General features: G+C 28.0%; 21 protein-coding genes. 7 read left to right on the top strand and 14 right to left on the bottom strand.

Annotated elements, in window-relative coordinates:
- Nucleotides 1-160: 160 nt before the first annotated feature.
- From rplT to infC, 3 genes are read right to left on the bottom strand one after another with little or no spacing between them, the layout of a single operon-like run.
- Nucleotides 161-517: a 50S ribosomal protein L20 gene (gene rplT / locus KGF42_RS00740; RefSeq protein WP_003423569.1), complete on the bottom strand. Its 357-nt coding sequence runs from the start codon at nucleotides 515-517 to the stop codon at nucleotides 161-163.
- Between the two features lie 55 nt (nucleotides 518-572).
- A complete protein-coding gene (gene rpmI / locus KGF42_RS00745) occupies nucleotides 573-767 on the bottom strand; it encodes a 50S ribosomal protein L35 (protein ID WP_003418222.1) in 195 nt (64 codons plus the stop codon).
- Between the two features lie 27 nt (nucleotides 768-794).
- Nucleotides 795-1,304 (bottom strand): translation initiation factor IF-3, encoded by a 510-nt coding sequence (infC, locus tag KGF42_RS00750; protein WP_107594153.1) that lies wholly within the window; start codon nucleotides 1,302-1,304, stop codon nucleotides 795-797.
- A 676-nt stretch (nucleotides 1,305-1,980) separates the two neighbouring features.
- Here infC and KGF42_RS00755 point away from each other — a divergent pair.
- Entirely contained in the window at nucleotides 1,981-3,384 is a 1,404-nt protein-coding gene (locus KGF42_RS00755; protein WP_003439135.1) for an ATP-dependent metallopeptidase FtsH/Yme1/Tma family protein, read from the top strand.
- A 207-nt stretch (nucleotides 3,385-3,591) separates the two neighbouring features.
- On the opposite strand, the gene KGF42_RS00760 is transcribed toward KGF42_RS00755, so the two are convergent.
- The 5 genes from KGF42_RS00760 to KGF42_RS00780 form a co-directional block, all read right to left on the bottom strand.
- Entirely contained in the window at nucleotides 3,592-4,614 is a 1,023-nt protein-coding gene (locus KGF42_RS00760; protein ID WP_227820767.1) for a LacI family DNA-binding transcriptional regulator, read from the bottom strand.
- A gap of 55 nt (nucleotides 4,615-4,669) precedes the next feature.
- Nucleotides 4,670-6,268, bottom strand: coding sequence for a sodium:solute symporter (locus tag KGF42_RS00765; protein WP_227820768.1), 1,599 nt, complete (start codon nucleotides 6,266-6,268; stop codon nucleotides 4,670-4,672).
- A gap of 41 nt (nucleotides 6,269-6,309) precedes the next feature.
- Nucleotides 6,310-7,575 carry an MFS transporter gene (locus KGF42_RS00770; RefSeq protein ID WP_227825526.1) on the bottom strand — a complete coding sequence of 422 codons (1,266 nt, stop codon included), beginning with the start codon at nucleotides 7,573-7,575 and terminating at the stop codon, nucleotides 6,310-6,312.
- A 144-nt stretch (nucleotides 7,576-7,719) separates the two neighbouring features.
- A complete protein-coding gene (locus tag KGF42_RS00775; RefSeq protein ID WP_227825527.1) occupies nucleotides 7,720-9,096 on the bottom strand; it encodes an ester cyclase in 1,377 nt (458 codons plus the stop codon).
- 39 nt (nucleotides 9,097-9,135) lie between these two features.
- On the bottom strand, nucleotides 9,136-10,143 hold the full coding sequence (locus KGF42_RS00780; protein WP_227825528.1) for a nuclear transport factor 2 family protein: 1,008 nt from the start codon (nucleotides 10,141-10,143) through the stop codon (nucleotides 9,136-9,138).
- A 279-nt stretch (nucleotides 10,144-10,422) separates the two neighbouring features.
- Here KGF42_RS00780 and KGF42_RS00785 point away from each other — a divergent pair, with 279 nt between their 5' ends.
- Both KGF42_RS00785 and KGF42_RS00790 read left to right on the top strand, forming a co-directional pair.
- Nucleotides 10,423-10,644, top strand: coding sequence for a hypothetical protein (locus KGF42_RS00785; protein WP_413926975.1), 222 nt, complete (start codon nucleotides 10,423-10,425; stop codon nucleotides 10,642-10,644).
- The gene (locus tag KGF42_RS00790) at nucleotides 10,632-10,787 is read left to right on the top strand and encodes a hypothetical protein (protein ID WP_227820772.1); all 156 of its coding nucleotides are present in this window, start codon (nucleotides 10,632-10,634) and stop codon (nucleotides 10,785-10,787) included. The genes KGF42_RS00785 and KGF42_RS00790 overlap by 13 nt, the downstream gene beginning before the upstream one ends.
- A gap of 193 nt (nucleotides 10,788-10,980) precedes the next feature.
- Here the strand turns inward: KGF42_RS00790 and KGF42_RS00795 are convergent, their stop codons facing one another.
- From KGF42_RS00795 to KGF42_RS00820, 6 genes are all read right to left on the bottom strand, one after another.
- Complete coding sequence (locus tag KGF42_RS00795) at nucleotides 10,981-11,688, bottom strand: methyltransferase domain-containing protein (protein WP_227820773.1); 708 nt, start codon at nucleotides 11,686-11,688, stop codon at nucleotides 10,981-10,983.
- Between the two features lie 582 nt (nucleotides 11,689-12,270).
- Nucleotides 12,271-13,140 carry a Nif3-like dinuclear metal center hexameric protein gene (locus tag KGF42_RS00800; RefSeq protein ID WP_054272604.1) on the bottom strand — a complete coding sequence of 290 codons (870 nt, stop codon included), beginning with the start codon at nucleotides 13,138-13,140 and terminating at the stop codon, nucleotides 12,271-12,273.
- A gap of 268 nt (nucleotides 13,141-13,408) precedes the next feature.
- Nucleotides 13,409-13,879 carry a VOC family protein gene (locus KGF42_RS00805; RefSeq protein ID WP_054272603.1) on the bottom strand — a complete coding sequence of 157 codons (471 nt, stop codon included), beginning with the start codon at nucleotides 13,877-13,879 and terminating at the stop codon, nucleotides 13,409-13,411.
- Nucleotides 13,880-14,338: 459 nt separating this feature from the next.
- Entirely contained in the window at nucleotides 14,339-14,728 is a 390-nt protein-coding gene (locus KGF42_RS00810; RefSeq protein WP_227820774.1) for a BlaI/MecI/CopY family transcriptional regulator, read from the bottom strand.
- Between the two features lie 1,058 nt (nucleotides 14,729-15,786).
- Nucleotides 15,787-17,193 carry a sensor histidine kinase gene (locus tag KGF42_RS00815; RefSeq protein ID WP_227820775.1) on the bottom strand — a complete coding sequence of 469 codons (1,407 nt, stop codon included), beginning with the start codon at nucleotides 17,191-17,193 and terminating at the stop codon, nucleotides 15,787-15,789.
- Nucleotides 17,194-17,232: 39 nt separating this feature from the next.
- Nucleotides 17,233-17,940: a response regulator transcription factor gene (locus KGF42_RS00820; protein ID WP_227820776.1), complete on the bottom strand. Its 708-nt coding sequence runs from the start codon at nucleotides 17,938-17,940 to the stop codon at nucleotides 17,233-17,235.
- Between the two features lie 166 nt (nucleotides 17,941-18,106).
- On the opposite strand from KGF42_RS00820, the gene KGF42_RS00825 reads away from it, so the two are divergent.
- The 4 genes from KGF42_RS00825 (at nucleotide 18,107) to KGF42_RS00840 (ending at nucleotide 21,442) form a co-directional block, all read left to right on the top strand.
- A complete protein-coding gene (locus KGF42_RS00825) occupies nucleotides 18,107-19,030 on the top strand; it encodes an ABC transporter ATP-binding protein (protein ID WP_413926976.1) in 924 nt (307 codons plus the stop codon).
- On the top strand, nucleotides 19,030-19,791 hold the full coding sequence (locus tag KGF42_RS00830; protein WP_227820778.1) for an ABC transporter permease: 762 nt from the start codon (nucleotides 19,030-19,032) through the stop codon (nucleotides 19,789-19,791). The genes KGF42_RS00825 and KGF42_RS00830 overlap by 1 nt, the downstream gene beginning before the upstream one ends.
- Nucleotides 19,792-19,802: 11 nt before the next feature.
- Nucleotides 19,803-20,540 carry an ABC transporter permease gene (locus tag KGF42_RS00835; RefSeq protein WP_227820779.1) on the top strand — a complete coding sequence of 246 codons (738 nt, stop codon included), beginning with the start codon at nucleotides 19,803-19,805 and terminating at the stop codon, nucleotides 20,538-20,540.
- Nucleotides 20,541-21,172: 632 nt separating this feature from the next.
- Complete coding sequence (locus KGF42_RS00840) at nucleotides 21,173-21,442, top strand: DUF3795 domain-containing protein (RefSeq protein WP_054272596.1); 270 nt, start codon at nucleotides 21,173-21,175, stop codon at nucleotides 21,440-21,442.
- Nucleotides 21,443-21,623: the final 181 nt, after the last annotated feature.

The raw sequence follows: 21,623 nt of genomic DNA on the forward strand, positions 1-21,623 counted from the left end.
ATATTTTTTATAATAAATCTAAGTAAAGTCTATTGTATTGTTTATTTTATTTAGCATTATAAAATTGATTGTACTTGACACTAATAATTCTTTTTCAAAAAATAAAAAAGCCCTTGAATTATTTACATAACTCAAAGACTTTACATATCATGATTCAATACTAAGCTAATTTTGCTTTAGCAACTTCTGCTAATTTTGCAAATCCTTCTGGGTCTTGTATAGCCATTTCAGATAACATCTTTCTGTTAACTTCAATACCAGATAATTTTAATCCATTCATTAATCTTGAATAAGATATTCCATTCATTCTAGCAGCTGCATTTATTCTTTGTATCCAAAGTTTTCTGAAGTCTCTCTTCTTTAACTTTCTTCCTATATAAGCATTTTTTAATGCCTTCATTACGAATGTATTTGCTGGTCTATATAATTTGCTTCTAGATCCTCTGAATCCTTTTGCAAGTTTTAATATTTTCTTATGCTTTTTACGAGCGTTCATAGCTTTTTTAACTCTTGCCATCGTTATGACCTCCTTTTATATCCCTCTTCTATAGTTATTATTTATAATCTGTATCCTAGTATGGTAATAATTGTGCTATTCTCTTAGCATCTCCATCACTTACTAAAGTTGATTTTCTTAAGTTCATTTTAGTTTTTGCAGATTTTTTAGTTAATATATGTTTTTTATAAGCTTTAGCTCTCTTTAACTTTCCAGTTCCTGTTTTCTTTAATCTCTTTGCTGCACCTCTATGAGTTTTCATTTTAGGCATGACAAATTCCTCCTCTCAGTTAATCATCTATTTTTTTGGATCTATAATTACAACCATATTATTCCCCTCAAATGTAGGGGCTTTTGTTGGTTCTCCAAACTCTTTTATTATATCTAAAAACTTAAGCATAACTTCTTTACCTATGTCTTTATGTCCTAATTCTCTTCCTCTAAATCTAAGTTCAACTTTGACTTTATCCCCTTTTGTAAGGAACTTTATAGCATTATTAGCTTTCGTATTTAAATCATTTTGTTCAATACCTGGTCTAAGTCTTACTTCCTTTACAACTATAGTTTTTTGTTTTTTCTTAGCTTCTTTCTCTTTTCTCGCTTGCTCATATCTAAACTTTCCATAATCCATTATCTTACATACTGGTGGATTTGCATTTGGCGAGATTTGAACTAAATCTAAGTTTTTGCTATTAGCCATTGCTTGAGCTTCTTTAGTAGGCATTACTCCAAGTTGTTCACCTGTTGGTGAAAGGACTCTTATTTCCTTATCTTTTATTTGTTCATTGATTGCTAATTCTTTGCTAATTGTAGGACACCTCCAAATTTTTTATAAAATAAAAAGCGGATGACATAATCATCCGCAATATAAGTTACCAAATTTAAACAAGTTTAAATTAATATTAAACTTTAACTTATATTTACCTTACTAACCCTTGGCGTAAGGTGAGAAGCGGACTTCTTCTTTGTTTTATTCTTACCTTATTTACTATATCACTTAATCAAATTATTTGCAACTATTTTTTTTAGTTTAGGAAAAATTTAATTACTTTCTCCTACTACTAATTATATGTCTGTACTACTCATTTTGATATTAATTTTTTACTTATATTAAAAAAATACTACCCCCAAATCAAAATTCTTTTAAAACTATAACTAAAAACACCTACTTAGTCAATTTTATACATAATACTATGATTCACACCCATCAATATATACAATATAACATTTTTTATCATTTTCATTTTATTTAGATTTATCACATTTTATTCAATATTATCTATATTTATCACTTTATTCATCAATTTTTATTCAATATATAAAATCAATCTCTATATACATAAATTCACTTTTTCATACATTTAACAAATTTATTTTTATTTAGATAAGATGTATATTTTTTCCACGAAAAATAAATAATAAAAAATAGTAAATATGGAAAATATAAAATTGATTAACAATAATTAATTACCTGAGGTGTGAATATGAAAATGCTAAACAACTTTTTTAAGAAAATCAACAATCCAGCTCCTGTCTTTGCACAAACAAAAATGGAAAGAGATAATCAAACAGATGATTCACTTTCTACAAAACCAAAGACTACATTTAGAGACGTTGCTGGATTAGACGAAGTAAAAGAAGAACTATTTGAAATAGTCGATTTTATGAAGTCACCACAAAAATATCAAAAAATGGGTGCAAAGATACCTAAAGGAGTATTATTTTATGGTCCTCCAGGAACAGGAAAAACTTTACTTGCATCTGCTGTAGCTGGTGAAACAAACTCATCATTTTTCAATGTTACAGGTTCAGAATTCGTTGAAAAATATGTAGGTGTAGGAGCAAAAAGAGTTAGAACTCTATTTGAAAAAGCTAGAAAAGAAGCTCCAAGTATAATATTTATAGACGAAATAGATGCTGTAGGAGCAAAAAGACATCTTGAAAGTAACAACGAAAAAGACCAAACTCTAAACCAACTTTTAGTTGAAATGGATGGATTTAATAAAGATTCCAATGTATTAATAATAGGTGCTACCAATAGACTTGACTTATTAGATGAAGCTTTACTTAGACCAGGAAGATTTGACAGACACATTCATATAGGTGCACCAAATTATCACACTAGATTTGAAATTCTAAAGGTACATACAGATGACAAACCTATAGACAAATCTGTAAATCTAGAACTTTTAGCTAAAAAAACTCATGGTTTCAATGGAGCCCATCTTTCAAATATAGCAAATGAAGCAGCTATATTTGCAGTTAGAGATGACAGTGAATGTATTACATCAGAACACTTTGACAAAGCACTTGAAAGAGTTATTGCAGGGCTAGAATCTAAAAACTCTGCATTGGTTGAAAAAGAGAAAAAAATAGTAGCATATCATGAAGCTGGACATGCTCTTGTAAGTGATATAGTAGGAATTTGTCCTATACAAAAAATATCTATAGTTCCTAGGGGACAAGCATTAGGTTATGTTCTTCAACTCCCTGATGAAGATAGATATATATATACTAAGGACGAGTTGATTGGAAAGATAAAAATATTACTTGCTGGAAAGGCGTCAGAAGAATTAATATTTAACCACAAATCTACTGGTGCAAAAGATGACTTAAAGAAAGTTACTGAAATAGCTAACCAAATGGTTTGTGAGTATGGTATGAGTAACTTAGGATTTATGACTATTGATGGAAATGATAAGACTTTCTTATGTGATAAAGTTCAAAAGGAAGCAAATCGTATAGTTGAAATTTGTTATAAAGAGACTTTAGAGATGTTAAAGGATAATCTTGAAGATTTACATTCTGTTTCTAAATTCCTATTTGAAAAAGAGACTATGACTCATGAAGAGTTAAAGGATTTGATAGGAAAAGAAGCTGTAAACTAGTTTAATTTTAAAAGATGAGTCTTATCAAATTTAAGACTCATCTTTTAATTCTATCTATTAATATAATATTATAACTACATAAAACATTAAAATTAAAATTTGCAAACATCCAATGTTAATCAGTAGTAATTATAAAAATAAGATTCTTTCACTTATAGAATTTCCTTTATAAAAACCATTCTTAACATATCCTTAAATATCAATCACTTAAACCGTAGAACCTCTTTCAATCAATTCTGGTTTTAACATTTCAACTACTGACTCTGGATTTTCTTCATTTAATAAAGATTTAAGTATATTAATTGTTTTTTCAATCAGCAAATCTAGTGGCTGTCTAATCGTTGTTAAATTATAACTTTTCCATGAAGCCATTTGAATATCATCATATCCTATCACTGATAAATCTTCTGGTATCCTCAACTTATACTCAAATCTTGCAGCATCCATTACACCAATAGCTATCAAGTCACTTGTGCAAAAAATTGCTGTTGGAGGACTTGATAATGCTAACATTCTCTTACCTGCTTCATATCCAGAATCATAATCATAGTTTGCAGATTCTTCTTTAAGATTATGAATCCCACTTTGTCTTAATTTAGAATAAAATCCAATTTTCTTTTCCATTTCTTCACTTGTTTCTCTTGTAAATTGGATATATCCTATATTCTTGTGACCTTTCTTAAGCAGATATTCAGCAGCCATGCCCCCACCTTCAATTGGGTCTACATATACTGTACTTATTTTTATACCAGGTATAAAACGATTAAAAAGAATCACAGGAATATTATTTTCTTCACAGGTCTCAGCCATCACCTTATTCATGGCTGAAGCTGTAATAATCACAGCTTCTACTTGAAACTGGATTACTTTTGAAATTATACTATCTATGCTTTCTTGTCTAGGAACTTTAAAAACAAGACACTGTTTACCTATCTCTTGAATTTTTTCTACAAATAAATTGATGATTCTGTTATAAAATGGACCTAGACTATCACCAACTATCAATCCTATAACATTAGTTTTTCCACTAATCATTCCCCGTGCAACTAAATTGGGAACATATCCGATTTCATTTGCTACACGAAAAATTTTTTCTCTTACCTCAGGTTTTACACCCTTTCCATTTGCACTACCAAATGCTCTTGAAACAGATGATTGGGATACTCCTGCCAATCTTGCAACATCTTTTGAGGTAGCTGATTTATTATAATGAACTTTCTTTTGATTCATTTAGTATTTCTCCTTAAACATCTAGTATTTCTCCTTAAACATCTAGTATTTCTTCTTAAAATTGTATCAAAAATAATATAATATATTGGATAATAAAAAAAGCTAATACAATTAATTCTTGTTTACCTAAAGAAAACGGCAATATAGATACTCCATCTACTCTATCTATTCCTTGAGAAATAAGGTGATTTCTCATACCAAATACAGTGTATTTTTTAATATCATCTACATTATGATTGTTCTTTAAAATAACACTAAAAATATATCCAAATATCAATGTTATTGTAGCACCTATTGCTGGATTCCACAACCAACTCACATTATATTTATTAGAAATAAAAAATCCTAAAGCTAATCCTACAATAAAACCAATAGATACCCCTTTGTCATTAGCTTTGTATGTAAACATAGCTAGTATAAATACACCTGTAGCTGGTCCAGCAAAGTATGAAATATAGTTACCAACAAGGTCAAGAATTGATTTGATACTTCCTCCAAATCCCATAATAATAAAACCTGTCATAACAACCCCTATAACTACAGTTATAATCATTGTAACTTTTAATGAGGATTCTTCGTTATCTTTTTTGAAATAAAACTCATAAATGTCTTTCGTAAAAACAGTTGTCATACTGTTTAATATAGAGTCAATACTAGACATCGCTGCTGCAAACACACCTGCAATAATAATTCCAATTGCTCCTACTGGAAGTTCATTTAAAATAAAAGTAATCATTATTTCATTTGAAGTTTCAAATGTTCGACCTTCATAAAAAACAAATAAAATTACTCCTACTAATAACATAAAGTAGTAAACTAAATTCATAACAAATGCACTAACTACAAAAGAATTTTTTGCACATTTTAAAGATTTAGACGTTAAGACTCTTTGTACCTGAGATTGGTCAAAGCAGAAGTATCTTATCCACATTACAGTTCCACCAATTAAAGTAGCCCAAAAAGCATTTGTAACTGAAACATCCCTACTGAAATCAAATGTATTTAATTTTCCACTCTGTTGTGCAATTTGTAATGTATCAAAGAAACTTAGATTCATTCCTTTTAAGGCTACAATAATCACTATAAATACAGCACTTATTACTACTATCATTTGAATACTATCAGTCCATATAACTGCTTTAATCCCACCTAATAGAGTATATATAATTGATACAAGGACAACGATTGGAACTAAAGCATAAAGTGACCATCCAGTAATCATTTGAATAATAAGCACTGGAATATATACCATAGAACTAGCTTGAATCAATGAATTAATAAAAAATTGAATAATAGTTAATCCCCTTGAATAATTTCCTAAACGAAGTCCCATATATTCATATACAGATGTTATTTTTAATCTATAAATAACTGGGGTGGTAATGCTCAGTGCAAAAAATATTGCTAAAGGAACTGCAATATTAACCATTACTGGATACATTCCATCTACATATGCCCATCCAGGACCTCCTATAAAGCCATTTGCACTAATCATAGTAGCTGCAACTGATAAAGCAATTGGAATCCATGGCATTGACCTACCTGCTAAGAAATAATCTTCTTGATTTTTATTATCTTTTCCTGAATAATAGCCAATAACTAACATTAACAGCAAATATCCTATTATAATACATACATCAATTGATGAAATCATAAGCCACCCCTTTCTAGGTAATAAAATAAATTCCTAGTATTTTATTCCTTATTATTTAAAGTTTCTGGTAAGAATAACCATACAATAGCACCTGCTACAAAGACCGCTATTGATATATAAAAGATAGTTATCATACCTAAAGTACCAGAAGCCGTACCAGCTATAGCAGGTATTGCAAATGTAGATATAATCCTTCCTCCATTAAATGACATACCAGAGGACAATGAGCGATATTTACTTGGGAATAATTCTGTATAGTATGCTCCCCATGCTCCAGAATATCCGACAGCAACACCTAGTAATATTGCTATCATGTAGAATGTTGTTGTATTATCTCCACCTAATTTTGTATATATAAAAACAAATACTCCTGCTAATACCATACCTATAAAAGGTATTTTTCTTCCAAATTTATCTGCTATTGAACCCCAGAATAAATATCCTACTAATTGACCAATTCCTTGTAAACTATATATAGAACCAGCTACTGATGCTGACATTCCTATTCCTGTTACTAGGTATGTAGTTGCATTATTTGAAAATGCTGAATATGCTGTAAAATTTGCACCTGATAAAAGAATTGTGCCCAACCCAATCCATAAGTATTTTCCTTTATACATACTTATATAGCTAATTTTTTCACCAGTTTCTTTTCCCTTTTTAACTAACTCCTTTGTATACTCCAAATCATCTGGAACAAAGAAAATTGCTAAGATAGCTCCAACTATAGGTGGTATAATCGCAGTATACATCAGTATTTGCCAATTTGCATCACCTAAAACCCCATATACTTTCCCACCAAAAATCATGGCTAATGAAAATAAAGCAGTTAATATAGCAGCTAGCTTACCACGATATTTACTTGGAAACATATCTGCAACTAAAGGCATTGCTGTTCCAAACACGCCCCCTAACACTACTCCTGTACACAAACGTGCTATTTTCCATAACATAATATTTGTAGGAGACAGCATTGGTATAAATGTTGTCAATCCAATCAGTAAAGCAACACTAATTAAAGTCCTCTTTTTTCCAATTTTTGTAGAAATTACCCCAAAAATAAACGTACCTGGAATTGTACCAAAAGACATAACTGCAAATATTTCTTCTGTTTGTTTTAATGAAAATCCAAATCCGCCCTCTGCTAAAGCATAAATCATTGTTGGTTTAATAAAAGTACCTACCATAAAATTGTAGCAATAAAAAAAGTATATTAAAGCAATTGAAAAAAATGCAATTCCTCTTTTTAGGTTTGAATAGTCTTTTCCTAATATGATATCATTTTCTATTTCAACTGTTGTTTTCATATTTTTATAATTCCCCCTTTTAAATATTAGCCATAATTTTTCTAAAAGTTTAAACTTCTATTTTTCATATACATTCCCTACTTAAATTTTACAAAGTAATACTTACTTATATAAATTTCAAAACTATTTATACTCTAAACATCCTTATTCTTCTACTCCCATATACATTTGTTTTAAGACATCCATACCATCAAAAGTTATCCACTCTTCTTTTACTTTACCTTGTAGTATGTGATAGTGATTGATTCCCATTACCTCTATATGCTTTCCAGAAGGCTGTCCAAAAAATCCTATACCTTCATTTATTCCACGTAATCTCCATCTTACAGATACATCATAACCTTCATTTTTTTCTCTTTGATTACAAGTTACTCTTTCTACTTCATAACTTCCATTTGGAATTGACGCAAGTAAGCTTACAATCATGCCTTGAATCTCATCATAACCATTTAAATCTTTATCACATATAAAATGTACTACTGCATTATCATGATAGTATTTTTTAACTTCATTTATATATTTATAATTATAAATATGGCTTGTCATCTCAAGCATCATTTCGCCAACAGAATCGTCTTTTGCTTGATACTTAGTTGGCATAAATTGACCATCCATAGATTCACAGATACCATAAGTTGATTGTAAGCTAAGAATCTTGGATTCACTTGCCTTTGCCATATTCTTTGCTACTTCCTGAGGATTTAATCCTAATTGAGTTACAATCCATAAATTATCTCTAACTAACCACTCTTCATGAATTCTATTGTTTGTTGTAGCACAATCAATTACAGTTCTAAAGTTTATTTTACGACCTGTTGCTGGTCCAAAATTACTATCACCTAAGTTAGTTGCTGTAGATAAAACACGATGAGAAGATAAAAAACCATCAGCACCAAAGTTAGACCATATTACATTTTGACCAATTAACCTTCTATCAGGAAAAGCATGCAATGTTTGAAGAGTGTTGGAAATAACATCTTTAATACCAACTAAATTTGAGGAACCACAATGCATTGTAACATTATTGTGATATGTGTCATAAATAACACCGATACCTTTTTCTTCCCAGATATTGTGTGTGATTTTCATAATATAATCTACAAAATCTCTATACTTAGAATCAAATCCAGGTATCTCTTGCTCCCTTTTTGTCTGTATTGAAAAATCATTGTAATCCATTACTCCAACAGGTGTTACTTCGAGTGAATCTCCATAATAAATTTTTGTAGATGACATATTATTTTCCCCCTTAAGCATAACTTCATTATTTTTTGCAGTAATAATATTTGTATTGAATTTATTGGTATCTATTTTATCTGTATTAGCTTTATCTATGTTTATTTTGTTCTTATTAATTTTATTTATCTCACTTCCATTTATGTTACTTTCATTTATATCACTAAAATTAGTTTTATTTATTTTAGATTCATTTTCTTCAACATTACTTGATTCAAATTTGCTCATAGAATCTTTTTTTACTTCATCTTTTTCCGTTATATGATTTTTACTGATAGACTTCATTTTATATTTTTTCTCCCTTTTTAGCATACGTATGCATATTTAAGCATTAAAAATACTTTTTGTTCTCTCAAGAATATCAAGACCTTGTTGTTTCAACCAATAAGGAATATCAATTAACACCCAATTTTCTTGAAGTTTATCTCCCTTACGATAATAAACATCAACAACCTGCATATCTGCTTTAACCTCTCCACCTGGTAATCCTAAAAAACCTCCACATGGTACATTAGTCAAGTTAGGCCATCCAAAGAAACAAGCAAAATTACCTTCTGCAAATCTACATATATGACCATTGAAAGTCTTTCCTTTTAAATTATTTCTAAATGGTAGCTGGTGTTGTTCTTGATATCTAGGTATAGTATAAGAAGCACCAATTCCACCTGGACCATACCAAATCATATCTTTAGCCCAAGATTTTTCAAGTATTTCTGGTGGGCATCCCATAGCACCACTTTCATTTAATTCAGATAAATCATCTACCATTTTATTTACTAATGCTAAAGTTTTTACTCCTTCAACTTCATCTGCATCTTCAAAAAGTAATCCATTATGGTCAATTGGTCCTGGATATACAAAATATGAACCTGTTTGTGGTGGCAATGGATTAACTCCTGCTTGAATCATAAATCCGATTATATCTACAAATAATCCAGTTTTAGAAATTTTGCCATCTTGGACACAGTTAAATTCTGCATATCTTAAACTAATCATTTTACGGGTATGCTTAATACCAAGCCAATCATTATCAAAAAGTCCCATAAAATGTCCCATACTCATTACCCATTCACTATTGTCAAGCTCATTTGTTCCTGCAATGAAAATATCTTGTCGTCTTTGCATATTACTCAATGAATTTTTTAAAGGCTTCCAAAATACATCTGATACATTTTCAATTCCCTCTTGTTCACGAAATGGATATACACCTTTCCAATTATAATCCGATTTCATGTATTGTTTTAAAACATTTTTAACTTCATCTCCATTAGCATTTTCTAACGCTTCAAAGTAATTCCTTACAATTTTTTTTGAATCTTGATATTTTCCCATAATTATGCCCTCCCAGATTTATTTAAGTTATAATTTAACTTTCTTTTCTCAATGCATACGTTTTCTATTTTTATCTCTTTTTCCCTGTTTCAAGTTCTTTTTATGAATACATATGCATTTTTTTAAATATTAACATATATCTAAAATTTTGTAAAGAAAATGTTATCATAAAAATATAATTTATATATAAATAATATACTAAAAATAAAAATTTTATTTCACAAATCACTTAATAGATTGTCTAATTTAATAGGGAGGTGAAGTTATGAGTAAAAAAGCATGTTCTCCAAACAGCATCTAAGTTTTGAATACTATGGAGCCGATATTAAAAATGGAAGCTCAAAAGATATTCCTGATTTATCTCAAAGCATAGAAAGTTCTATCCTTGAAGAAGAATTGAAGTATTCATGTACCAATGTGATGTTGCAATGTTTAGATGTAGAAAGTAGAAATATCACTATACTTAAAAAAGGAGACATATCAAGTAGATGGAAGGGATAAAATTTATAAAGCCAGAAGAAAAGTATATTTATTCGTATTGGCAGACTTTTGATAAAATAGCAAAAGAAAGGAAATATCTAGCTATGGATGAGGCATTTCCTTTTGAAGAAACAGTTGAATTTATCTTAAAAACACCCAATTGAGCTAAACAGTCCAATTGGGCATAAACAATCTAAAAAATCATTTTGTATATAAATTTTTCATTCAACTTATTTTTTTATTTAACTTATTTTTTAGTTCATTTCATATTTTAATTCAACTTATTTTTTCATTCACCCTTTTATCTTATTTATCTTATATTTTCATTTAACTTCTGCTCTTATTTATCCTATACTTTTATTTAACCCTCGCTACCAAAGAAATTGTATTAAAGTACTTACCATTCTCTACTTCCATCATTTTTTTGTCATTTTTAGCATATGAATTATCGCAGTTTAACCAATCTTTCCAAGCTTCATCATGACAATTTAAAGCTTCACATCTCTCTACAGTTACAGACTCAGATTCTGACCAAAGTTCATTCCACCATTTAGTTGAATGAAAGTTCATATTGTCTTGCCAAAATGGAATAAGTTCATCTGGTATACAATCCACAAAATCTTGTTTTAATCCGGGCATTGCCATAGCAAGAATTCCTCCCTCTTTTACAAGAGGTGATATATGGTTATCTAAAAATCCTTCTTTGTTTCCAAAATAATGGTAAGAATCAACACTTATAACTGCATCAAAGAAGCCTTCTGCATAAGGTAATTCATGTGCCTCTGCCTGTATAGGAAATATTCTATCATCCAATTTAAACTCTTTAAATCTTTTATAGTTTTCAGTTGGTTCTATCCATAAATCTGTTGCAAATACAGTAGCATCAAATTCATTTGCTAGAAATATAGAGGATATACCTTTACCACAGCCTAAATCTAAAATACGCATCCCTTTTTCTAATTTTATCTTACTTGTTAATTCTTCTAATATCTTTATACAATTAGGTCCCATCATATTTTTCATGAGAAATTCCTTATCGTATTTATTGCTTTTTGTAAATATCATTCTATCTTTCCTTTCCCTATCAATTATTATTTATTAAATTTTCATATGTCTGATTTTCTATTTTTTAGATGACTCTTATAATGAGCAATCACCTTTTTATTCATTCTTTAACAGTCACTTTTAATGAGTAATCTTATCCATTCTGTGATAGTCACTTTAATAAGTAATCATTCTTTCTATATCTTTTTAGATGGTTACTCTAATAAGCAGTTGTTTTTGATACTTAATAAGTTTTCATTACTTCCACTTTAATCTATATACTAATTAACTTATTTAATTTAGTGCATATTTGACACTTTACCTTTTATTATACCATTTATTCTCATAAATATAATAATTCTATTTTTTTAAAATAAACATTTATGATAATTTAGAATAAACATTTATAAATTCTAATCAATCTTAAATAATATTCTAAAAAAATATCGAAAAATAAAGCTTCTAATCAATAATTGAAATTTTATTTTTAGAGGTAAAGGAATAGAGATAGAGTTTTCAAATAATTGTATAAATAGGCAAAAAAATAAACAGTTAGTCAAAACAAATTTTTACTAACTGCTTATTTTTATTGTTTAATATATTCTATAAATCTTCTAAGTAATACTTTCCTTGTAAAAATTCTGATTCTAGACCTAGATTTTTAAAATAATTGACCATAGCCATACATGCAAATTTTTCTGTAGAATAATGAGTAGCACCTATAACATTAATTAAATTATCTTTTGCTATTTGATGGAACTCTAATACTGGTTCAAAATGTTTTAAAGGTTTAGTAAATCCAGTAATATACAAATTTATGCCAAGTTCAGCAACTTCACTTGCTACAAATGGATAACTTCCTCCTCCTGCCGCAATAGCAACTAATCCATCTTTTAACATAGAATCTCCATAATCATACAATTTGACATCATGACCAACAGTTTTTTTAACTAATTCTTTAACTTCTTCTATGGATTGTAATGATGTCTTACAGATAACCCCTACCTTAATTTTATCATCATATTTGCAAAATGGTTCGACTATTTCTAGACCTAGAGCCTTTGCAAAACTAACAGAAGTTGAATAATCACTATAGTTGTCCAACGGGGAATGTAATACATAAAAAGAGATTCTGCGATTTTTCATCTCTTCCATATAAGATAGTGGTATGTCGTGAAATGGGAAACCTTCATCTGATGCTATATACCCCATTGCATGATGTGAAAAAATCAAAACATCTTTTTCATCTTTGTCTATAACCTGCTTAATTATCTCTTTATCAGGAAAAGTAGTTGTATATACTTTATTAATATTTTGAGCATTATCTAATACTAATCCTATGTACTTTGTTTTAAATTCTGAAGTAATAAAATCATTTTCAAAATTCATAAAACTCCAATCATCATTAATATTTTTAATATCAAATTCCAAATCTAATTTTTTATAAAGTTCAACTGCTTTAATAATAACCACTCCTCTATAACAATATCTTATTACTACATATTAATATAGTAATTTCCCGATAACAAACTTTATACATTTAAATATTTCTACTTCAATTTTGAAATATTATGAATATTAAATTTTATTAATGTATTTTAATGTTATCTTTATTTTTCCTTTATTAATATTTTCTTTATTTTAATTTAATTTATAACATCTGTCAAATACTAGTCCGATATATTATCTTGAATCAATTTTTCTATAATAAACTCTCACTCAATAGTTCTAATTAAAACAATCATTCCTTACTATTTTTACACTGCTTTACAAATTCAATTGGATGTTGAATTATTTTAGAAGTTTCTTCTACAGAATATCCTTCAGCTAAATATCTTCTAGCTATAACTTCCATAGACTCTCCTATCTCAATAATATGCTTATCTGGGTCGTAAATACGCACTACCCTTTGTTGCCATTCATATTTTAGTGGCTTATGAACAAACTCAACATCTTTATAAGAATTGAGTTTTTCAATAAATTCATCAAAATCATCAACTTCAAAGTAAAGTTCCATATTATTTGATTTTTGTATAATTGTATCTGGATTAATCCCTGTAAGCCATGCAAAATCTTCTTGTATAGCAAATCCTCCACTAAAAGTTACATTTTTGCCTAAATCTAACTCAATTTCTTGCTCAAATAATTCTTGGTAAAACTTTTTTGATACTTCAACATCATTTACTGCTAATAACGAAACCTGATATTTCATAAATTTTCCTCCTAATTTTTTATTAATCCTTTATTTCTATTTTATAAATATTTTTATTAATCCTTTACTTTTTCAATATTTTTTATTTTATCAGTTTAAATATGAAAACTCTATGTCATATTTATAAAATATACGTTTTTATCCATTTTAGAGATTCATAGTTTGTATTTTAAAACTCTCTTTAAGTCTTTACAGTTTGCATTTAAAATTCTCTTTAAATCTCACAGTTTATATTTAAAAAGCTACCTTAATCATACTTATATAATTGATAAGTAAAGGTAGCTTTTTAAATTTAATTAAATAGAATATCCATTGTTAATTTATGTTTACATTTAACCTGACTTTGATTTAAATTATAATCCACTTATAATTGATAGCTATATTACTTAAGTAGATTAATATATTGCACAGATACACCTACATATGATTTAGATTAATAATATATAAAAATAAGCTACTTTATACATTTTCTTCGTTCTTTTTTAGATTTTTTATCCACTCTTCAATAAATAATATCTCCTCTTTACTCAAATTAATATTTTCATGTAATGATAACAACAAACTCTTAATAGAAGAATCATGAATATTTCTAAAGAAATCTTTTGTTTCAACACTTACATATTCTTTTTCTTTAATTAAAACTTCATAATGTGTATATTTATCTATCTTTTGAGAATTTAGAAATCCTTTTACTACCAATCTAGATAAAAGAGTCAAAGTTGTCGTTTGTTTCCATTGATATTTTTGCTCCATTCCTAAAACAATATCTTTCGATGTTACTTTAGAATCTGCTTTCCATATAAATTTCATTATCCTTAATTCTGATTGTGGCAACTTTTTTATAGTCATGATAAAACCTTGCTACCCAGAATATAGACAAGCAATATCCATAATAAAATTTTTCGATTAAATACATCTTATACGGATTCATATAAGCTTAGATTTATAAGATATTTTTCAATCTTAATCCTAAATTTAGCTATTTGTACACAGTAAATATATATATATATAATGTCAAAATTCTCTCGTATTATATTGCTTAATTTTATGAAATATTTTGTGCTCAGCTATCTATTTTGGATACTTGCCCAGTAGCTCTCCTTTCTTTTAAATTCTTTAATTTTAAGTATTTGTATTTCCTTAAATCTTGTTTCCTTAAAGTTTAACTTCTTAATTTCAGACTTCTTAAAAATAACGTTAATTGTAATCTTAAGACTATAATTTTAGCTTTATTTAATTAAAAAATTCTATATAATTATATTTTGCTATTTTATAATATTTTTTATTTGTATCCTACACAGTTTAAATTTTTTTATTAACTATATTATAAATTACATATACATTTCAACATATATATTTAAATATATATGTAATATCTTAAAATATATCATAAAAAGCTCTACTTTAGTAGAACTTTTGAAAGCAAAAAACGTCAATTAAAAACATTTCTCTTGTTCTAAATAAATAATTATAATAAAATAAACCTTTCATAATTACATAAAAGTTATTATAATTACATATAACCTACTATAATCAAAATATTTTTTAGCATATCATTATATTTTTCTTAAAATTAAAAAACGTTATATAATAATTCTATTTTAGTAGAATTTTTTTGTCAATAATAAAATTAAATATTAATTAAAAAATATGAAAAAAATGGAATTATCTAAAGAATTTAATAACCTTACAATAATTCCAAAATATTATTTCTATGAAAATTTTGATACCTTGAGTAACCCAGCTATAAGCACATAAAGCACAAATTACCCTTTATTTAATAAAACTTGACAAGAAAAGAATTTATCATTATTCTACTCTAATAGAGCTTCTTTGTCAATAAAGAATAAAATTATTTCCAAAATATTTTTATTCTTCATTCTTATCTGTTATTATTTTATAAAATATTACTTAATCAGTGGTAATTTTAATATTGTTTTTAATCCCTGACAATCAATACTCATAATATCTAACTTACCCTTATGTGCGTTAATAATACCTGCTACTATCAAAAGACCTAGACCATGATTTTGACCTTTAGCATATGCCTCACTCAAACCATTTTGAGTCTTTAGTAAATTATTAATTTTTTCTTTACTCATGCCTTTCCCATTATCTTCAACACTTATATAACAAAAATCTAAATCAGATTTAGAAATCACCTTTATATTACATCCTTGTTCATTATGAGTTATACTATTTTGTATTAAATTATTAATGGCTCTTTTTAATAATTTTTCATCTGCATCTATAGTAATATCTTCGTTCAATATATCAAGTTCGATATAAAAATTATTATCTAAATTACTATTTATAAACTCAGAAACAAGTTTTCTCAAAAACACAGAAACTCTAATCTTATTACAATTCAATGCTTGCATATTATATTCAAGTTTAGACACTAAATTTAGGTCATTTACCAATTCTCTAATCTTAATTCCTTGATTACAGATACTAGTTGCTTGCTCTTGCTCCCTCTGAGAAAGACTACTACTTTCTTCAAGCTCTCCAGCATATCCAATTATCATTGAAAGTGGTGTTCTTATATCATGAGATATTCCTGCAATCCAGTTAGACCTAGCTTCATCTCTCTTTTTAAGCTTTTCATTTTTCATTTGTAATTCTTTTGATACAGTATTAATAGATTTTGAAATATCACTAAGTACTCCTTTTTCTTGGAGAATAACTGGCTCACCCTTTGACATAAGCTTCATACCAGTAATAATTGGCTTTATAGATTTAACCATTTTTAATCCTATAAATAAAGCTATTAAAAAAGTAACCATTGCATTGACTATAAGCATACCAATTATTAAAATAGGAAACTGGTTTATTTCTTTAATCGTATAAGTAAGGTTGAATTTAGTATACATGTCCTTTGGATACCCTATTACTAATGTTCCATTTGGATGCTCCCATACATACACAGGGTAATCCTTTAAAAAGAACCTTGAAAACTTAGCTACATCTGTCAAAGTATAGTGATTTGGAATTTCTTTTGGCAAATCAAATCCCCATACTCTATCTCCATTACTATCTATTAGCATTGCCCAGATTTTATTCTTCTGTAGTATTTCCTTACTAGAATCATCTAGAATAAATTTTCCATCTTTTAAAATTAAATTATCCTCAAGCATAATTAAATTTGATTTTATTTCCCTACTATCATTTGTATCTAAATCCCCAGAATATTTAGAAACAAATATTGTATATGAAAACAGGAGAAAGCCTACTATATTTAATACAATAAAAAGCAATGAAATCAAGATACTTGAACCTATAAATCGCCTCAATATATACTTTACACTATCCAAAATTAAATCACTCCTCTTGATTTCTTCTATTCTAATATCTTAATTAATCATCAATTTATATCCAAGACCTCTTACTGTAAGAAGATGTTTAGGAGAAGACGGAGTTTTTTCTATTTTTTCCCTAACCCTTCTAACATGAACCATAAGGGTATTTTCATATCCATACATATCATCTCCCCAAATGGCTTGACACAGTGAGTCACTAGTAACAATTCTACCTTTATTTTCATACAGCTTTAAAAGTAATGAATGTTCTTTAGCTGTTAAAGAAATCTCTTGTCCATCTTTCTCAACACATGCACTATTTAAATTTACAACAACTGAATCTCCAAGTTTAAATACTGGCAACTCTTCTTCTTCTATATGCACATATACGCGATTTAATATACCTACAAGTCTTAAAGTAAGTTCCTTTGGTAAAAATGGCTTTACTATATAATCATCAGCCCCTAAGCCTAAACCAATCAATCTATCCTCATCTTCCCCTCTTGCAGAAAGAAAAATAACTGGTATCTTAGATGTTTCTCTAATTTTTCTCATAATAGAAAAACCATCTCCATCTGGTAAGACAATATCTAAAATTGCACAATCTGGCTTCACATTTCTAAACATCCTAACAGCTTCTTCATAACTTGATGCTAAAAATATTCTACTAAAACCCTCTTTTCTTAAGATTTCATCTACCATTTTTAATAATTCCTTGTGGTCATCAACCACAAGTATTTTTTTATCTTTTATCGACTCCATAATTAATTATCACCCTCCTTTAGTATACCATATACCCATTTTCATAACTTTGCCTCAATAGACTATTTAAGGTTATCGTAAGGTAAACTTCAGCTATCTGAAATGTAGTTAAGTTATTATACTGATATAAGCTAAAAAAAACAATAAACACAGATTAAAAAAGGGGATGAAATATATGGAAATGATAATTAAGACACAAAAACTTTCAAAGGAATACAATAAAATATTTAGAGTAAAGGATATAGACCTAAGAGTTCCAAAAGGAGCTGTATACGGCTTCTTAGGTCCTAATGGAGCAGGAAAATCTACCACTCTTAAAATGCTACTTGGACTTGCTAAACCTACACAAGGAAATATTAATATTTTAGATAAGGAATTAAATGAAAAGAACAGAATATCAATCTTAAAAGATATAGGTTCATTGATAGAATCTCCATCATACTATGGGCATTTGACAGGTCTTGAAAACATGACTATTATGCAAAGACTCTTAGATTTGCCTAAAAGAAATGTAAATGAAGCATTGAAAATAGTAAGGTTAGAAAACCAAAAAAATAAAAAAGTTAGCCAATATTCTTTAGGTATGAAGCAACGTCTTGGTATTGCTATGGCTATAATGAAATTTCCTAAATTGTTAATACTTGATGAGCCTACAAATGGACTTGACCCAGCAGGAATTGAAGAAATTAGAGAATTAATAAAATCACTGCCAGAAAAATATGGTATGACAGTCCTAATCTCTAGCCATCTTTTAAGCGAAATTGACCAGATTGCCACATCAATAGGAATAATAAATCATGGTGAACTTGTTTTTCAAGATAGTATAAAAGAACTTCGTGATAGAGGTCAAAGCCATATTGCTATTAAAACACAAAATCTTGTATCTGCACAAAAGCTATTGAATACTAAAGGATATATGTCCCTTATACAAGATGGATTCTTGACTATTGAAGATTTAAAAGACTCCGATGTAGCCAAAATAAACAGCATGCTTGTCCATTCAAATATTGATGTATTTAGAATAGAAGAACACAAAAAGAGCTTGGAAGATATATTCCTAGAACTTACTGGTAAGGCGGTGACTTTATAATGAAATACCTTGGTCTAGAGTTTTATAAACTTAAAAGAAAAAAAATTATATTGATGACATTTTTATTTGTCGCTGTTGAAATACTGTGGTGCATCATAAATTCAAATAGAGCTATTACACATAATCCAGATATGTTAGGTGGATTTGAGTACTCATATATGGTTATGAGTTTTGCAAGTTTAAACGGCTTATTCTTTCCTATTTTAATAACAATAATTACATCACGTATAAGCGATATAGAACATAAGGGAGATACATGGAAACTTTTAAAATCTTCTGTAACATCTTTAAATAGCATTTATTTATCTAAGTTCTTATGCTCCGTTATTTTGGTATCTGCATCTGTATTGATGCAAATGCTGTCTATTGTACTATTTGGATGTTTTAGAGATGTTATTGAATCATTATCTATATTTTTACTTTTAAAATATACATTAGGAACAATTTTTGTAAGTATGGCTATAACTTCACTACATCTGTGGATTGCAACTGTAATCCCAAATCAAATGATTGCAATTACATTTGGAATGATAGGTAGCTTTATAGGTTTGACATCAGGATTATTTTATCAAGGTATTCGTAGATTGTTTATATGGTCTTATTATTTAGAATTAACACCTCTAAATTATGCTTATGACAATACTGTAGGGTCATCTGTTTACAGAGTAGATATGCACTTTTCACTTACAATTTTAATATTCTTAATTGGAATGTTAATTTATTATATTGGAAGAAATCATCTTCTAAAAAAAGAAGTATAGGAGGGGTTTAAATGTTAAGGAAATCAGTTTTTGGAGAAATCCTAAAGTTAAAAAATTCTTTTATATGGTATGTATTATTAGCACTGCCACTTATAAGTGTGTTGATTGGTTCTGGTAACTTTTATCTGAATCAAGGTATACTCCAAAAAGAATGGTACAGCTTATGGACTCAAGTTAGTCTTTTTTATGGGGAATTTTTCTTTCCTATCTTAATCGCAATCTTTTGTGCATATATTTGTAGGCTTGAACATATGAATCATAACTGGAATAATGTAATGACATTGCCAATTAATTTAAAGAATATCTTTTTATCTAAACTTGTGGTAATTTCAATACTTACAGCTATTACACAAATTTTCTTTGTTATCTTTTATATAGTTGCAGGAAACATGTTCGGTTTTTCTGATAGTATACCTAAAGAACTTACTGGTTGGATTGCTAAAGGATGGATTATTTCCATTTCAATAGCTTCTATACAGTTATACATGTCTATAAAGATTAGAAGTTTTGCCACTCCGATTGGTATTAGCCTTTGCCTTTCTCTATTTGGTATGGGATTAATAGTAGCAAAACCTGCTATCGGGATATTTTTCCCTTACTCTATGTTAGCAAGTGCTATGGGGGTTATAAAGCAATCTGCTTTAAATATTAATGATACTATGGTTACAATATGTGTTGCAATTATTACTACTATAGTATTTTCTAAAATTGCCAATAGAAATTTTAGAAAAAACGATGTTATTTCTTAATGTTGAAACCTCATAATTAAAATAAAAGCCATCTGTTATAGCTCAAATACTTATTTTATTTAATTATATTTGAAATATAAATAGGTGGTTTACTTATTAATTACACCATCAGTTACTTTAACACTTATACTTATTACTATAATTGTAATATGAAATCTAAGTTTTGATACATGTTAGTAAATTTTTTATTTATAAACTATATGCCTTCTGTTTAAAGACTATATATTCGATATATTCTTATAAGTAAAAATACATAATAATATTTTTATTTAAAATTATTTAGTGTTATACTAAAAATTTAATGCAAAAATAACTCTTCTATTATATAATAAAAATTAATTAAATATAGCTAAAAAATATTGAATATATTGAATAAATACTTAACCCTTGAGAGATATAATTAAAATGATAATTAGGCAAGAAAAACGATAAACAGGAAGATGAATTACAAGGAATGTATAGTGCTGTAGAATATTCAAAGAAGTTTTTTGAGTAGTTTCTATAAATTTACAACAATATAAATAATAATTTTACGTGTAATGTTTAGATGACCTAAAATCAATTATTTGAACTTTTAGAGTCATCTAAAATTATTTTATAATACTTTTAATTAATAGAAAGGATGTTTGAATATGTTTGAATCAAGATGTGGTGTTCTCTGTAACAGTTGTACAAGAAAGGAACAGGTAAATTGTACTGGTTGCCCAACTATGGAAAAACCATTTTGGGGTGGAGAATGTAAGGTTAAAACTTGCTGTGAAGACAAGGAACTTAATCATTGTGGAGAATGTGATACTTTCCCATGTGATATGCTCTTAAATAAGGGAAAAGACCAAGGTTTTGACCCTATGATAAATATTGAGCAGTGTAGAAAATGGCTTGAAGAAACGGTTTCTAATTAATTATCTTAGAATGTTTTATTAAGTGGTGTATTTAGCCATATGGATAGATTTACATAAAATTTATACCCAAAATAGGGGGTGTCTCAAAATGAACTTTTTAGTTCATGAGGCACTCTTTTTTGTATAAAATCAAATGTATTTTCATCATTTTAATAATGGAAATAAGGCTTATCTCTATTTT

It is taken from the genome of Clostridioides sp. ZZV15-6383 (assembly GCF_020657735.1).
GTDB classification, from domain to species: Bacteria; Bacillota; Clostridia; order Peptostreptococcales; family Peptostreptococcaceae; genus Clostridioides; species Clostridioides difficile_D.

What these genes read in the sequence shown, in the direction of transcription:
- rplT (WP_003423569.1), bottom strand. Translation starts at nt 517, where the DNA reads ATGGCAAGAGTTAAAAAAGCTATGAACGCTCGTAAAAAGCATAAGAAA.
- rpmI (WP_003418222.1), bottom strand. Translation starts at nt 767, where the DNA reads ATGCCTAAAATGAAAACTCATAGAGGTGCAGCAAAGAGATTAAAGAAA.
- KGF42_RS00755 (WP_003439135.1), top strand. Translation starts at nt 1,981, where the DNA reads ATGAAAATGCTAAACAACTTTTTTAAGAAAATCAACAATCCAGCTCCT.
- KGF42_RS00760 (WP_227820767.1), bottom strand. Translation starts at nt 4,614, where the DNA reads ATGAATCAAAAGAAAGTTCATTATAATAAATCAGCTACCTCAAAAGAT.
- KGF42_RS00765 (WP_227820768.1), bottom strand. Translation starts at nt 6,268, where the DNA reads ATGATTTCATCAATTGATGTATGTATTATAATAGGATATTTGCTGTTA.
- KGF42_RS00770 (WP_227825526.1), bottom strand. Translation starts at nt 7,575, where the DNA reads ATGAAAACAACAGTTGAAATAGAAAATGATATCATATTAGGAAAAGAC.
- KGF42_RS00775 (WP_227825527.1), bottom strand. Translation starts at nt 9,096, where the DNA reads ATGAAGTCTATCAGTAAAAATCATATAACGGAAAAAGATGAAGTAAAA.
- KGF42_RS00780 (WP_227825528.1), bottom strand. Translation starts at nt 10,143, where the DNA reads ATGGGAAAATATCAAGATTCAAAAAAAATTGTAAGGAATTACTTTGAA.
- KGF42_RS00785 (WP_413926975.1), top strand. Translation starts at nt 10,423, where the DNA reads ATGTTCTCCAAACAGCATCTAAGTTTTGAATACTATGGAGCCGATATT.
- KGF42_RS00790 (WP_227820772.1), top strand. Translation starts at nt 10,632, where the DNA reads ATGGAAGGGATAAAATTTATAAAGCCAGAAGAAAAGTATATTTATTCG.
- KGF42_RS00795 (WP_227820773.1), bottom strand. Translation starts at nt 11,688, where the DNA reads ATGATATTTACAAAAAGCAATAAATACGATAAGGAATTTCTCATGAAA.
- KGF42_RS00805 (WP_054272603.1), bottom strand. Translation starts at nt 13,879, where the DNA reads ATGAAATATCAGGTTTCGTTATTAGCAGTAAATGATGTTGAAGTATCA.
- KGF42_RS00810 (WP_227820774.1), bottom strand. Translation starts at nt 14,728, where the DNA reads ATGACTATAAAAAAGTTGCCACAATCAGAATTAAGGATAATGAAATTT.
- KGF42_RS00820 (WP_227820776.1), bottom strand. Translation starts at nt 17,940, where the DNA reads ATGGAGTCGATAAAAGATAAAAAAATACTTGTGGTTGATGACCACAAG.
- KGF42_RS00825 (WP_413926976.1), top strand. Translation starts at nt 18,107, where the DNA reads ATGAAATATATGGAAATGATAATTAAGACACAAAAACTTTCAAAGGAA.
- KGF42_RS00830 (WP_227820778.1), top strand. Translation starts at nt 19,030, where the DNA reads ATGAAATACCTTGGTCTAGAGTTTTATAAACTTAAAAGAAAAAAAATT.
- KGF42_RS00835 (WP_227820779.1), top strand. Translation starts at nt 19,803, where the DNA reads ATGTTAAGGAAATCAGTTTTTGGAGAAATCCTAAAGTTAAAAAATTCT.
- KGF42_RS00840 (WP_054272596.1), top strand. Translation starts at nt 21,173, where the DNA reads ATGTTTGAATCAAGATGTGGTGTTCTCTGTAACAGTTGTACAAGAAAG.